This is a genomic window from Sediminibacillus albus (assembly GCF_900101125.1).
Lineage (GTDB): Bacteria > Bacillota > Bacilli > Bacillales > Amphibacillaceae > Sediminibacillus > Sediminibacillus albus.
Genome location: NZ_FNFL01000001.1, coordinates 736,396 through 751,188 on the forward strand (window position 1 = coordinate 736,396; position 14,793 = coordinate 751,188).

The 14,793-nt window shown below is 42.0% G+C and carries 11 protein-coding genes and 1 pseudogene; 6 read left to right on the top strand and 6 right to left on the bottom strand.

Annotated features, from left to right (window positions below):
* Nucleotides 1-173: 173 nt before the first annotated feature.
* Nucleotides 174-1,730 (top strand): ABC-F family ATP-binding cassette domain-containing protein, encoded by a 1,557-nt coding sequence (locus tag BLR93_RS03760; protein ID WP_093211352.1) that lies wholly within the window; start codon nucleotides 174-176, stop codon nucleotides 1,728-1,730.
* Between the two features lie 213 nt (nucleotides 1,731-1,943).
* On the opposite strand, the gene BLR93_RS03765 is transcribed toward BLR93_RS03760, so the two are convergent.
* Together BLR93_RS03765 and BLR93_RS03770 are read right to left on the bottom strand one after the other, a co-directional pair.
* The gene (locus tag BLR93_RS03765) at nucleotides 1,944-3,104 is read right to left on the bottom strand and encodes an endo-1,4-beta-xylanase (protein WP_093211354.1); all 1,161 of its coding nucleotides are present in this window, start codon (nucleotides 3,102-3,104) and stop codon (nucleotides 1,944-1,946) included.
* A 303-nt stretch (nucleotides 3,105-3,407) separates the two neighbouring features.
* On the bottom strand, nucleotides 3,408-4,622 hold the full coding sequence (locus tag BLR93_RS03770) for an EAL domain-containing protein (protein WP_093211356.1): 1,215 nt from the start codon (nucleotides 4,620-4,622) through the stop codon (nucleotides 3,408-3,410).
* 223 nt (nucleotides 4,623-4,845) lie between these two features.
* Here BLR93_RS03770 and cdaS point away from each other — a divergent pair, with 223 nt between their 5' ends.
* The 3 genes from cdaS to BLR93_RS03785 all read left to right on the top strand — a co-directional run bounded on the left by cdaS (nucleotide 4,846) and on the right by BLR93_RS03785 (nucleotide 7,148).
* Nucleotides 4,846-5,469, top strand: coding sequence for a sporulation-specific diadenylate cyclase CdaS (cdaS, locus tag BLR93_RS03775; protein WP_217629269.1), 624 nt, complete (start codon nucleotides 4,846-4,848; stop codon nucleotides 5,467-5,469).
* Nucleotides 5,470-5,729: 260 nt separating this feature from the next.
* Nucleotides 5,730-5,960: a thioredoxin family protein gene (locus tag BLR93_RS03780; protein WP_245690049.1), complete on the top strand. Its 231-nt coding sequence runs from the start codon at nucleotides 5,730-5,732 to the stop codon at nucleotides 5,958-5,960.
* Nucleotides 5,961-6,086: 126 nt separating this feature from the next.
* The gene (locus BLR93_RS03785) at nucleotides 6,087-7,148 is read left to right on the top strand and encodes a YkvI family membrane protein (protein ID WP_093211358.1); all 1,062 of its coding nucleotides are present in this window, start codon (nucleotides 6,087-6,089) and stop codon (nucleotides 7,146-7,148) included.
* A gap of 345 nt (nucleotides 7,149-7,493) precedes the next feature.
* On the opposite strand, the gene BLR93_RS03790 is transcribed toward BLR93_RS03785, so the two are convergent.
* Both BLR93_RS03790 and BLR93_RS03795 read right to left on the bottom strand, forming a co-directional pair.
* A complete protein-coding gene (locus tag BLR93_RS03790) occupies nucleotides 7,494-8,234 on the bottom strand; it encodes a YkgJ family cysteine cluster protein (protein ID WP_093211360.1) in 741 nt (246 codons plus the stop codon).
* A 103-nt stretch (nucleotides 8,235-8,337) separates the two neighbouring features.
* Nucleotides 8,338-9,000: a ribonuclease H family protein gene (locus tag BLR93_RS03795; protein WP_093211362.1), complete on the bottom strand. Its 663-nt coding sequence runs from the start codon at nucleotides 8,998-9,000 to the stop codon at nucleotides 8,338-8,340.
* Nucleotides 9,001-9,239: 239 nt separating this feature from the next.
* On the opposite strand from BLR93_RS03795, the gene guaC reads away from it, so the two are divergent.
* Nucleotides 9,240-10,223 carry a GMP reductase gene (guaC, locus tag BLR93_RS03800; protein WP_093211365.1) on the top strand — a complete coding sequence of 328 codons (984 nt, stop codon included), beginning with the start codon at nucleotides 9,240-9,242 and terminating at the stop codon, nucleotides 10,221-10,223.
* Nucleotides 10,224-10,706: 483 nt separating this feature from the next.
* Nucleotides 10,707-11,600, top strand: coding sequence for a fructose bisphosphate aldolase (locus BLR93_RS03805; RefSeq protein WP_093212338.1), 894 nt, complete (start codon nucleotides 10,707-10,709; stop codon nucleotides 11,598-11,600).
* Nucleotides 11,601-11,758: 158 nt separating this feature from the next.
* On the opposite strand, the pseudogene BLR93_RS03810 reads toward BLR93_RS03805, so the two are convergent.
* Nucleotides 11,759-12,208 (bottom strand): annotated as a pseudogene (locus BLR93_RS03810) (GNAT family N-acetyltransferase); the annotation flags it as partial.
* Between the two features lie 239 nt (nucleotides 12,209-12,447).
* The gene (thrS, locus tag BLR93_RS03815) at nucleotides 12,448-14,367 is read right to left on the bottom strand and encodes a threonine--tRNA ligase (RefSeq protein WP_093211369.1); all 1,920 of its coding nucleotides are present in this window, start codon (nucleotides 14,365-14,367) and stop codon (nucleotides 12,448-12,450) included.
* Nucleotides 14,368-14,793 lie beyond the last annotated feature (426 nt).

Consider the following 14,793-nt stretch of genomic DNA (forward strand, 5'->3'; position numbering starts at 1 on the left):
ATCTATCCTATGATAGCACACACAGGAAAAATCCCCCAATTATTGGACAGACTGACTCTCTCCGTACATTCCATGGAGATCGATTTTTCCAAACCTGTAATCTCCCCTATCGCTTTTAGTAAATCACCTATATAATAGAAAGGATGAACTTTTGAAAGAAAAGGTGTTTAATGATGAGTTTACTAACAGTTTCAAATTTAAGCCACGGATTCGGAGATCGCGCAATTTTTGATGATGTGTCTTTTCGGTTATTACAAGGAGAACATATTGGCCTGATCGGGGCTAACGGTGAAGGAAAGTCCACCTTCATGAATATTATTACAGGAAAACTGGAACCGGATGCCGGGAAGGTCACCTGGTCGAAGCATTCCCGGATCGGTTACTTGGACCAGCATGCCGATTTAAAGCAGGGCATGACCATCCGTGACGTATTAAGGACAGCCTTTCAGTATTTGTATGATATGGAAGCAGAGATGAATGGCCTTTATGCAAAAATGGGAGAAGTCGAACCAGAGGAATTAGAAGAAATCCTTGAGGAAACGGGAAGGATTCAGGATGCACTAACCAACAATGATTTTTATACGATTGATGCAAAGGTCGATGAAGTGGCCAACGGGCTAGGCCTTGATGAATATGGGCTTGATCGTGACGTCCATGACTTAAGCGGCGGGCAGCGTACCAAAGTATTGCTTGCCAAGCTTTTATTAGAAAAACCGGACATTCTCCTGCTCGATGAACCGACCAACTATCTGGATGTCGAGCACATCGAGTGGCTGAAACATTACTTGCTGGAATATGACCATGCGTTTATTTTGATTTCCCATGATATTCCATTCCTTAACAGTGTGGTGAACTTGATATACCACATGGAAAATCAGCAAATTACTCGCTATCCGGGTGACTATAACGAATTTCTCCGTGTGTATGAGATGAAAAAGCAGCAGCTGGAAGCAGCCTATAAAAAACAGCAGAAAGAGATTGCCAATTTAAAAGACTTTGTCGCGAGGAACAAAGCCAATGCGGCAACAAGCAAAATGGCAATGTCACGCCAGAAAAAGTTAGATAAAATGGATGTTATCGAGTTAGATGCTGAGAAGCCAAAACCTGAATTTCACTTTAAGCAGGCACGGACACCAGGAAAGTATCTATTTGAAACAAATGAACTTGTGATAGGATATGGTGAGCCTTTATCAAGGCCGCTCAATCTTGCAATGGAGCGCGGCCAAAAAATCGCCTTGTCCGGCGCCAATGGTATTGGAAAAACGACTCTTCTGCGAAGTATTCTAGGCGAAATTAAAGCCGTATCTGGTTCCGTACAACTGGGTGATCATCTGCATATCGGCTATTTTGAGCAAGAATTAAAAGAAGAAACGAGAAACACGTGTATTGAGGAAATCTGGGAGGAGTTCCCCCATTTAACTCAGCAAGAAATAAGGTCTTCCCTGGCTAAGTGCGGGTTGACCAGGAAGCATATTGAAAGCAAGGTACAAGTGTTAAGCGGCGGTGAGAAGGCAAAAGTACGTTTGTGCAAATTGATTAACAAGGAAACAAATTTGCTCGTACTGGACGAGCCGACCAATCACTTGGATCCTGATGCAAAGGCGGAACTTAAACGCGCGCTTCAAGACTATAAAGGAAGCGTACTGCTAATTTCACATGAACCGGACTTTTACCAAGGCGTCGTTACCGATGTATGGAACTGTGAGGATTGGACAACTAAAGTATTTTAATAAGGGACTGCTCTCTTGGCAACGGAGAGCAGTCTTTTCCTTTTTATAAAAAATTCTGCACGAATCGACATTGGCAAACTGGTCCCTGTAATCTTGACGAACACAGACTTAGGATAGCTCCCCCCTCCTTGATAGATCGTCGTAAACAGGGAAAGACTGCCCCTGTCAACTTTGGGAACAGTCCTTCTCCTAACTTGATAGTCGTTGATATGATTAGTCGATAATAGTCCAATAAGCAGGCTTGACATTATAATCTGGATCAAAGACAAACGGTGCATCTTTTCCTGCCCCATCATTGTACTCTTCCGCCCTGTCATCGAGCCATGTATGATTATCTGCGATACCCCAAAAGGTTACATTGCTGATTTTATCATCTAATCTCTCAAACAGTTCGAATAAATCACTGTAACGGTCGGCCTGGGTTTGGAAGACACTGTCCGGAATCGCATCGTATGACTCATATGCTGGTGCCGGCGGCCAGCCATAAATGCTAACATCCAGTTCTGTGATCTGGTTATCAAGCCCTAAATCTGCAAACATATTGATGGCATCCTCTGTTTCCTGTAAAGATGGCCAGCCCAACTGAATATGGGCTTGATGACCAACTCCGTCAATCGGAACACCTTCTTCGAGTAACTCTACTACAAGGTTGTATAAGTAAGTCCGTTTTGGTTCGACTTCGGTATTATAATCATTGATATAAAGCTTTGCATCTTCATCAGCATATTTTCTCGCTGTTTCAAACGCCGTTTTAATATAGTCAGTACCGGTAATTTGATACCATGGTGATTCGCGTAAAGCCCTGTCATTGGATGCATATTCATCGATTACTTCATTAACTACATCCCAAGAATCCACATCGTCTTTATAGCGCTTCACAATCGTTTTTATGTGTTTTTCCAGGCGCTTAAGTAATAACCTTTTGTTCTTTTCCTGTTGTTTCGGGCTAGTTTCCTCGACCATTTTGTTCCCTTCTTTATCGAGGAAAAACCAATCTGGTACTTGGCTGTGCCAGACCAAATTGTGGAAGCGCACTTCCATATCATTTTCTTTAGCAAACTGGACAATTTTATCTGCTTCTTCAAAGTCGTAACGCTTCTCTTCCGGGTGAATGTTAATCGGCTTCATGACATTTTCAGCTACAATGCTGTTGTAATGATGCTTTAGTATTTCTCCTTGTATTCCTTCAAGTTGGTAAGGTTCAACTGCAGCCCCAATAGCAAAAGAATCCTCATATCTGTCCTGAAGCGAACGCACATCCAGCGCACTAACTGGATCATAGGTTTCTTCAGCACTTACACCGGCTGCTCCTGCCGGAAGAATTAAAGAAAAAGCTAATCCAGCAGCTATTGGTTTTCTTAGTAATTTTAGCATCCATACACCCCTCTTAAAAAATTTTGCAAAGCAGTCACAAAAAAAGTTACCTGCAACCCTCCTCCCGTTAAATCTTCGGAAAAAGAACCTCCCTGTCCCAGTCGGCAGATTCTCCCTCTTAATGATGTAAGCCCTTTCATTATAACGAATTTATCTTAGTTTATCAATTGAACGAACTAACTTTTTTCTTCACTTGTAATTGAACTATAAAAGACCAATTAATTGCTGATACCTCTCCAATAAAAAGGATAAGACTTTTGACATGAAAAATCCCTATCCAGTAGGATTAGGGATTTTAACTGATTAGATTAGCAGCGACTCATTTTCAAAGATAAACGCATACTTGATATCAATAAATAAAAAGTACTCGCTTGTCAGTGGAAAACTGAAGGTCCTTATTAACTCTCTTGTTTCGATATCCGAGTAAATTTCGGATAAAATGCCTCTGTTCCATGTTTTCATCTGCATGGCATTTTCCAGGAAATAAGGCCGGAAAGCCCAGTTGGAACCGATTTTTTGCAACTCTATCTCCCAGTCCTCTTCACGTTTCCGGAAATTGGAAGATATCTGACGGCCATCACTATCGCAGATAAACATCCGAAAGCTTTCCTCTTCAAAGTAACTGGTAAGACCTTCGATAAACCTATCTACTTTGCTTGATCCATCCCATTGGGGAAGATGGTTCTTTACCTTTTGTTCCCATACGAGGACATGGTTCAGCCTTTGCTCAACTAATGCTTTTTCCCTTTGGATATAGGCAGCTATTTTATCGTTGACATTGACGGATAATCCGTCATTTTCCGCCAAATCAAAGGCTGGGTGCTTTAGGTAGTACCCTTGGTAATAACGGCCGCCATGTTTCCAGGCAAAATGCAACTGATAACTATCTTCTATATTTTCAAACAGCAATGCAGCTCCAATACGCCGAGCCAGCAATGACAAGGAATGTAAGATATCCTGAAACCCATCATTGCTTTGGCTGCGGATATTGTTGGTATCTATTTTGAGAATATGAGGTTCCAACTGCCGGATACGGTCGATATTGGAGCTTTTCGCCCCGACATGGTCAATGGCAATTTGGATGCCAAAAGTCTTGTAATAAAGCAGTAAATGATCAAGATTTTCGAACGCTTCATCAAAGTCATGCTCGGTTACCTCGATGACAATTCTGTCCATTGCAAATCCTTTTCCTTCAAACTCAAGCAGCATTTGCAACAAGTCTTCCCCGTCGTTTACCATCAATTGTTTGGCATTGCGATTAATGAACAAATACCCTTCCTTATTGAAAGCAAGCATTTCTGAAATAGCTATCTGGAGCAAATGCTGGTCAACTTCCACCTTAAACTCTTCGGGCACTTCCGGATTCTGAAAAAAAGGCCCAAGACTTTCCCATTCCTTACCATTATGGCAGCGGCCCAGCACTTCATACCCAATCACTGTATGTCTAATAGCACTGACAATTGGCTGGTAAACAGGTTTGACAGTATGTAGATTGCCGATGATGTCTAATGGATCCATGGATCTGCCTCCTTTATGAGGATGTTATTTTGCCTAGAGAAAAATTAAAAACTGCTCTTATTATATCATGATATACCGGCCAACCTCTTTGAAAAGTCATATCCTAATGAACGGTATCGGTACTGTCTATATTCAGTAATACTCCATCTGCTTCGGAAGGGAATAACCTATACGAGAAAGGAAAACCTAATCATAATTACCGCCGGAAGGGAGCGATGCGACAATGGATGCCGCGGAGATAGGTCTATCTAGTCCTATGCAGGAACACCTGAAGCAATACTTATACCAAATTACCGAAGATATCGAACGTATGCTCCATACGATTGAAACCAAAAATTGCTGCATACTAAACGAGTTTGAGCAAGTCCACCATATCTTTAACGACCTGCAAATGGCTGCTGCCTCGTATTATTTAAATGCTTATTTGTCTCCATATACCGACCGCCATCAGGCGTTATCGACTGCAGTCCAACATTTTTCTGAACGGAAACATGGCGCGTTAATCGTAATTCAGCGGAAAGACCCGCTTGAAAGGGTTATAACCCCCGGCACGCATGTTGGAGCAGAGGTTTCTTATGCGTTGATCGAATCTATTTTTTATCCTGGCAGCCCCCTCCATGATGGAGCAGCGCTAATCCATGGCAATACGATAATTTCCGCGGGCAATGTTTTACCCCTCACCCAAAAAACTGTTCGTCAGCAGAACCTTGGCACAAGACATCGGGCAGCCATCGGTTTATCGGAAGTAAGTGATGCTCTTGTTCTAATCGTATCTGAAGAAACGGGCAAAACCTCCTTTGCTTTGGAGGGGAAACTATATCCCATCAATCCGGGCGGTATCATCTAAAGGATTAATAAACTACCTAGTTTCCTTTTCTTACAGCTCCCCACCCTTTCCGTTTTTTGTTTTTAAAAAATTATCTGAAAAAGTCGGATTTCTTGCGATATAACCGGTTAAAATCTTATGATAAAAAAATCACAAAAATAGAGAAAGGGATTGCCTAAATGGAAGAACTAACTTCTATAGGAGAAATCGAGTGTTTTATCGAAGAAAATCGTTTTAGCTTTCTGTTTATCTGGAATACTCACTGAAGTGTCTGTCACGGATTGCTTCCTCAGGTCGAGGAAGTCTTAACACAGTTTCCGGAAATAGAAGCCGCTGCGGTCAATGCAGAAAAGGTGCCGGCAGCAGCAGGACAGCTGCTTGCTTTTACTGCTCCTGTTCTGCTTTTATATGTGAATGGAAAAGAAGCCTTGAGAGAATCCCGCTTTGTGCCAATCATGCAATTTCATGAGAAGATTCAAGCAATTTATCAAGCATCTGCAGGAGAGTCATAATCCTCCCAGTCTTTGTTCATTCAAACGCTTACGGGAAGTCTGCTATAAGTTCTATTAACAGCAGAGCAAAAACAAATTTATCAGGATTAATAAACAGATTTTTCATCAACATAATGGGAGGACAACATGAAGAAAGTTTTACAGATGGGAAGCGCCTTTATCGGCATCATTGTCGGTGCAGGTTTTGCTTCCGGACAAGAAGTTTTACAGTACTTTACCAGTTTCGGGCTAATCGGAACAGCAGCTGCTTTTCTAGCTACCATTTTCTTTTCGTATTTAGGGATGACATTGACGCGGCTTGGCAGCCGGATGCAGACCAAATCACATAAGGACGCAATTTATCAGATTAGCGGACGCTATCTTGGAATTATTGTCGATTATGTCATTATATTTACCCTATTTGGTGTTGGAGTTGTCATGGTGGCAGGAGCAGGATCAATCGTTGATCAACAGCTCGGCATGCCTTCCATCGTTGGAGCATTATTAATGGCTGTGCTCGTCTATTTTACCGCCATGCTAAAGGTAGGCCGTGTCGTCGCAGTAATCGGCAGTGTTACTCCATTATTAATCATCGCCGTCATCCTTCTTTCCATTTACAGTGCTTTTACGATGGACGGACCGCTTGCCGCATTGGATGCAGCTGCTAAGCAACAACCATCTGCACTGCCGAATTGGTTCCTTTCAGCGGTTAACTATGTTTCCTTTAATATTGCCCTAGGTGCTTCGATGTCACTAGTCATGGGCGGCGCAGAACCAAACGAGAGAACTGCTGCGCTGGGCGGGCTGACTGGCGGCTTTGGCCTTGGTATCCTTATTTTATTGAGCCACCTAGCCATTTTTTCCAAAGTGGAGACAGCTGCCCAGTTTGACATGCCCCTGTTAAAGATTGTCGATGATATTTCACCTGTTTTGGGTCTCATTTATTTTTTGATTTTATTCGGAATGATTTTCAATACAGCAGTCAGTATGTTCTTTGCCTTCGGTGCCCGTTTTACAGAAACAGGAACTAAAAAGTTCAAAGGATTTATCCTCATTTCATTAACTGCAGCCTTCGCTGCAAGCTTTGTCGGGTTTACTGATCTTGTTGCTTTCTTTTACCCGCTCATAGGATATATGGGTCTTTTCCTGATCGGAGCTTTAATTTATTCCTCCTTGGTAACAGAAAGGCGAAGCAAGAAAAAACCTTGATCCAAGATTTAAGAGGTTGGGACATAACCTACCTCCACTTGCAAAAACCGAGCGATAACAACATAGGAAGTTTTAAAGTGCCCTCTTTAAGCATTCGATTGAGACGCAATGGCTATAAACGGCGCTGTGGAAACAGCACGAGCCCTGAGAACCCGGAAGAGGCCGTTCCCACGGAAAGCGAAGCATGCTGCCTGCGCAAGTTTAAGCACCAACCTTGTTAGAAGGAAGAAACAGAGTTGTCACTGGGTCTGCGGGTTATATGTAACAATAGAAAAGAAAAATCGAACGAGTTCGATTTTTGCTTTGGCCACTATCCTTTTGTCCCAACCTCTTTTTATCATCTAATTACTGTCTGTTTGACTTACTGTCCCAAAACCAGTTAGCTAAATAATCATGGGCATAAACGTCATTGGGATAGTCAATAAAGGCAGTATCCCCTTCTCCGTAAAGGAACTGGAGAAACTCATTTAGAGCTCCCATGTATTCACTGTACAAAAATTCGTAGCTTACTGTGTCTTTAGGCATCTCATTTTGTTCACAAACTTCGGGATCCGTATAATTAACATAGGTACGGCATGGAATCGGCCGTATTTCATAAGCCATGCATTGGTTGGTTTCCGTATTTAACATGACACAAGGAAGCAGACTTTGCTTATATTTCTGTTTGAAATCAGCGTCTGAATCAAAATCCAGCGTGTTTAGCTGTTCGATCTTCTCACCGTATTGAGCAAAATAACCGTTAATATGATCCTGAATCTCATGCCTTCTCTGTTCAGGAAAATGGTTAATCGTCTTTTCCATTAATTTTGCTTCCATTTGATTTACAATGATCGGAAAATAACAGCAAAAGGCACAGCCTAGCCTGCAGGTCGGTGCCATCTCCATAGCTTCTTCCATCCCGGCGACCTCGTCGCTTACCACCTCCAGCAGCTCTTGAAAGCTTGCCAATAATTTTTGCTCTGGTGCGGTATTGTGATTCGCCCATTTCTCTACTACTTTATAAAACTTTTCTTCATTTATTTGATATAGCTCATGTAATTGTTCACATTTATCCTGAATTTCTTGATAAGTTAGAAATTTTCCCATCATTGCTCCCCTACTTTTTCATGCTTGGTGGTCCCCACTACCATAAGTCATTAACAGGAAAAGTAAAGGACCGAATGGGAACCTCTCCTATTTCCGCTCACGGTCAATTATCTTTTAACTCCGTTGTTCCCGTTATTTCAATGGCTTTCAAGGCCTGGGATGCTAATTGGTCTGCTTCCCGGTTCTTTTTACGGGAGATTAGCTCATAATCCGGTTTAATTCCTAATTGACTCATTTTGTTTTCGATGCGATCTGCCCACTTGGATAATTTCGCTTCGTAACACGGCCACTCTCCACTTAACTGGTTAATGATAACTTGGGAATCTCCAATAAAAACCACCGGTAAATCGTGGACACCTAATCGCTCTAATTCCTGCAATCCGAGATGGAATGCGGCATACTCCGCCTCATTATTCGAGTCAAGTTCCTCTACATGAGCATTTTTACGGAGACGGAATGATTTTCCGTTTTGTTGATAATAAATTGCGCAGCCTAAGCCAGAACTTTTTGCCTCCAAATCAAATCCGCCATCAAAATAAACAGTGACATCATGGGGCTCGGTTTGGATTTCCTTGATAAGTTCTTTTAACTCCTTCATTGTCCACTGATTTTCCTGACTATCGATGAATATAGCATTTTTCAGACGTCCTGTTCTTTCTAAATCCTCTACTATTAAAATCGCTTTGCCAGCACGCATTTCAGCTGAGCTGAATCCTGTTTCTGTCCCCTTTGGCGTTTGGTAAGTTAGTTCGATTCTCACATTCACTGTATGACCCCCTTAGCAAATAGGATAGTTACAGACACTTTTCCAGATTCGTTTAATATCCTACATCTACTAGTTAGTTTACCCGAAATAATTTATTATAGAAATCTTCCCACCGGTTCCTCCTCTCCTTCTGCCCTATTAAAATTTTTTGACAATCAGCCGCAAATGATGTACATTATCCTATGTACGAACAATAGACTTAAACTTTATTATAATATTCGTGTTTAGAGGTGTATAACATGGAAAATGTGTTTGATTACGAAGATATTCAGTTAGTTCCGGCTAAATGTGTAGTAAGCAGCCGTTCAGAATGCGATACAACAGTTACCCTGGGTGAGCATACATTCAAGCTGCCAGTGGTACCTGCAAATATGCAAACGATCATCGATGAAAAAATTGCACTTTATTTAGCACAAGAGGGCTATTTCTATGTCATGCATCGTTTTGAACCTGAAAAACGGCTGGACTTTATTAAGGATATGAAAGCACGCGGCTTACTTGCATCGATAAGTGTCGGTGTCAAAGAGGAAGAGTATCGGTTCGTTGAACAGTTAGCAAAGGAACAGCTTATACCAGAATATATAACTATCGATATTGCCCACGGCCATTCGAATGCCGTGATAGAAATGATCCAGCATATTAAGAAGCATATACCAGCTTGTTTCGTGATTGCTGGAAATGTCGGCACACCTGAAGCTGTACGAGAATTAGAAAACGCCGGTGCTGATGCCACTAAAGTTGGCATAGGACCAGGGAAAGTATGTATTACTAAGATCAAAACCGGATTCGGAACCGGAGGTTGGCAATTGGCGGCCCTGCGCTGGTGCGCAAAAGCAGCTAGCAAGCCTATCATTGCTGACGGGGGAATCCGTACCCACGGCGATATCGCCAAATCGATCCGCTTTGGCGCTTCCATGGTTATGATCGGTTCACTGTTCGCCGGTCACGAAGAATCTCCTGGGGAGACAATCGAAAAAGATGGTACGCTTTTCAAAGAATACTTTGGCTCTGCATCAGAGTTCCAAAAAGGCGAAAAAAAGAATGTCGAAGGCAAGAAAATGCTCGTGGAGCACAAAGGGGCTCTGGCCGATACCTTGAAAGAAATGGAACAGGACCTCCAATCCGCCATTTCTTATGCCGGAGGCAGCAAACTAGAGGCAATCCGCAACGTTGATTATGTGGTCGTTAAAAATTCAATTTTTAATGGCGATAAGGTTTACTAGCTGATAACAGGTAAGTGGAAAGGTGATTTTTCCACTTACCTGTTTTTTTGTTTATTTGGTTACATTTATTTATCACGCCTCTGCAAAACAAAAATCAATTCGTTAGCCTTTCGTTTATAAGAACAATACCGTTAAAATCTATCATGGGAAGTTTGTTCTTATAAATCAAATGATTAAAAACTAACTTTAGCAAAGCCTTTTTAAAAGTACATAGTTATTCTGCATACTTGCAAAATAGGCTTTTAGACTTTCAAGAGCTAGATCGCTTCGCAGTTTTACAAGTCGTGAAAGCCGATGAACTAAAGAGCATACCCCGCAACACAAGAAAAATTATAAAAAAATTCCGGAAGTACCCTGAGCATCAATTACAAGCCCCATCACTACAACTTCTTTTCTATTTAGGCTACACTATGGGATATAAGCTTTCTTCTGCGCTAGGATGTAGAAAAAGTGATGATGAATACCAGTAAAGGAGTGGAAAAGATGCACGGAAATCAATTGGAAAAAATCAAAAACGGAAAAGGCTTTATTGCTGCCCTTGACCAAAGCGGTGGAAGTACCCCGAAAGCATTGGTAGGATATGGCGTCTCTGAAGACGCTTATGCAAATGAAGATGAAATGTTTGATCTCGTCCATGAAATGCGCACCCGCATTATTACAGCACCTGCTTTTGACTCTACTCACATTCTTGGTGCCATCTTATTTGAACAAACAATGGATCGACAGATAGAAGGGATGTACACCGCCGACTATTTGGCAGAGAAAAAAGGCGTTGTGCCGTTTTTAAAGGTCGATAAAGGGCTGGCAGAAGCCTCCAACGGCGTGCAGTTGATGAAGCCGATCACAGATTTGGATGAAACACTGAAACGTGCAAACCAACGGAATATTTTTGGGACAAAGATGCGCTCTGTAATCAAAGAAGCTAATCCAGAAGGCATAAAAGCTGTCGTAGACCAGCAATTTGACATCGGTAAACAAATCATTGGAGCTGGCTTAGTCCCTATTATTGAACCAGAAGTGGATATATACAGTGAAGATAAACAAAAATCCGAAGAAATGTTGAAGGAAGAAATTTTGGCTCACTTAGATAAACTGAATGAACAAGACAACGTAATGTTAAAATTATCGATTCCTACCGTGGCAAATACGTACAAGGAATTGATTGAACATCCACGTGTCGTTCGGGTCGTCGCTCTTTCCGGAGGTTATTCCCGCGAAGAAGCGAACCAGAAATTAAAACAAAATGAAGGGTTAATTGCCAGCTTCTCTAGAGCATTAAGCGCAGACTTAAATGTCAGCCAAACCGACGAACAATTTAATGCTGCATTAAAAGAGGCCGTAGAGTCTATTTACGATGCTTCTGTTAATAAAAACTAACTATAATGAGAAACGCCAGCAAGTTTTACACTCCTTAGTGATGAACTTGCTGGCTTATTATTTGTTACCAGAAAAATCCAAATGCCGGTCCTCTGTTTATTTCCGTTGTTGATCAACAGCTTCCTTCTCATCGGAAAGCTGTGCACCCAGTTTCCAAGCATGGAAACAAAGCTATACTTACCCCCATTGGTTTCTTGGATGAAAGTCTTTATGGGTACAAAACCAGTCTTTTCGTATAGTTTGATTGCCCGTTTATTAAAGGCTGCCACTGACAGCGTTATGGCCGCCGGGTTAAAGTTGGTTTTGGCAAAGTCTAATCCCGCTTTCAGAAAGCCTAAACCCATGCCCTTTCCTGTAAATTCCGGTTTCATTCCAAGTCCCAGTTCTATTGTATTGTTTTGCTTTTCATAAAAGTTAAAGAACCCTATTAATTTTCCGCCCTTTTGGACGATATAATAAGCATCACCGCGGCTGTCAGGATCTAAAAACTCAACAAGGTCCTCTTTGTCAGCTTCCATATCATAAAAACGGTATTCTCCCGGATAGTGCCAGTTAAATGCGATTTCTTCAGCCTGTTCCTGGGTCATTTTAGTAAATGTGTAATCCATACCTAGCCTTTATATAAATTCAAATCATTTATAACATCTTCCCGTCCGATTAAAAACATCGTTGCCTATTTGCAGATCAGTTTTAACTTAACGGATTTTCGTTTTCCGATATGAACAAGCAGGTTATCTACATTACCAAAGAATGACTTGGGTCGGTGACCTTTTGCTGGTGAATCTAATCCCGCCATTGTTAATCATGCTTCTTACTTCGTTTTTTGAAGGCAGCAAGTCAAGCTATTTTACTTACTGTCCATCCTGTCAACTTCCTTTAACAAATTATCAATAAATGCTCCCAGCGCGATTTCCTCCGAAGCTTCACTGCCATATTTCCTTACGTTAACCGACTGGTTATCGCGTTCTTTGTCGCCGACGACAAGAATATATGGAACCTTCTTCATTTGTGCTTCTCTCATTTTATAGCTTAATTTTTCATCCCTTAAGTCTGATTCTGCCCGGATGCCTTCTGCTTGTAACCGTTCGGAGATCTCCTCCACATAGCCTTTATGAAGCACGCTTGATACGGGAATAACTTTTACCTGAACAGGAGCCAGCCAAGCCGGGAATGCACCGCCAAAATGTTCAATCAAAATTCCAAGAAAGCGATCTATCGATCCGAATACAGCGCGATGAATAACAACTGGACGAACCTTTTGATTGTTTTCATCAATATAATTCAAATCAAATTTTTCCGGCATCTGAAAATCTAATTGGATCGTTGCACATTGATGACTCCTTTTCAAAGCATCTTTTATATGGATATCAATTTTCGGCCCATAAAATGCTCCGTCGCCCTGGTTGATATGATAATGGTAATCAAGCTTGTGCAAAACATTTTTTAACGCTGTCTCCGCTTTGTCCCATAAAGCTTCTTCTCCCATTGAATCTTCCGGCCTTGTCGACAATTCAATCGCGTATTCAAATCCAAACGAACGATACACATAGTCAATTAATTTTAATACCGATGCGATTTCTGCTTCAATTTGTTCCGCAGTGACATAGATATGGGCATCGTCCTGACAAAAAGAGCGCACCCGCAGCAATCCGTTTAGCGCTCCGCTGAATTCATGGCGGTGCACCTGCCCGAACTCAGCGAAACGAACAGGCAAATCCCGGTAGGAGTGGAGCTTATGTTTAAAAATCAACATGTGCCCGGGACAATTCATTGGCTTCAGCGCAAATCGCTGGTCATCCACTTCCGAAAAATACATATTATCTTTGTAATGGTCCCAATGCCCTGACTGCTCCCACAACCGTTGATTCATCATGATTGGTGTCCGGACTTCCTGATAGCCATAGGAATTTTGCACTTCACGTATAAAGGACTCTAACTGGTTTCGGATAAACTGGCCATTGGGCAAATAGAACGGCATGCCAGGCGCCTCTTCTGAAAACATAAATAACTCCAATTGTTGTCCCAGCTTACGATGATTTCGTTTTTCAGCTTCCTCAACAAAGTGAAAATATTCCTCCATCGCCGTCCTTGAAGGAAAAGCAACCCCATAAATGCGCTGCAGCATGTGATTGCTGCTGTCCCCCCGCCAATAGGCGCCAGAGACATGTGTTAGCTTAAAAGCTTTGATATGCTTCGTTTCCGGCAGGTGCGGCCCGCGGCACAAGTCAACAAATTCCCCCTGGCGGTAGACAGTAACAGCTTGATCATCGGGAATAGCGGCTAGTAGTTCTAATTTTAATCGATCAGACGCAAATAGTTCCTTTGCCTGTTCCCGTGATAATTCTTCGCGCTTAATGGCCAAGTTCTCGGAAACAATGTTATTCATTTCTTTTTCGATCCGGCCGAGCTCTTCTTTGGAGATGTTTTTTCCTAAATCAAAGTCATAATAAAACCCATTTTCGATGACAGGCCCTACTCCTAAATCAATTTCACCATAAATGCGCTGGACAGCCTGAGCTAAAACATGGGCAGCTGTATGTCTCAGCACCTCGATCCCAACAGAGGAATGAATATCGAACAATTCAATTTCTGCATCCCGATTAATCCGACGCCGTAAATCATACAATGATCCGTTTACCATCCCGGCAACTGACTTCTTTTTTAACGATGGACTGATCGATTGGGCAATTTCCTCTAAAGTTATCCCTTTTGGATATTTGTGATGATTTCCATCTGGAAATTTGATGACAATTTCGCTTTCTCTCATCTGTTACCACTCCTTTTAAAATAATAAATAAAAACACACCCATCCCTGCTAACAGGGACGAGTGTGTAGTTACCCGTGGTTCCACCCAACTTTCCATCTCTCCTTACAACAAGATGGCTTCGTTACAGCTTTATCGCAGCTTAGACGGCACTGGCTATGGTTTCATTCACCAATACTGCTCAAAGGTGGTAAGCGTTCCTACTGCGTTGGGAAGATTCCAGCCTTGCCTCCCCTCTCTGTAAACCGTTTAGAAAAACTGTTGTCCTTATCATTGCCTTCACATATGAACTTATAAAATAAAAAAACACACGCTCACCCCTCTTAAAAAGGGACGAGTGTGTGTTATACCCGCGGTTCCACCCAGATTCCCACCACAGTAATAAGTGATGGATGGCTCCATTCGCTTTATCGCAGCGGCTGCGGTAT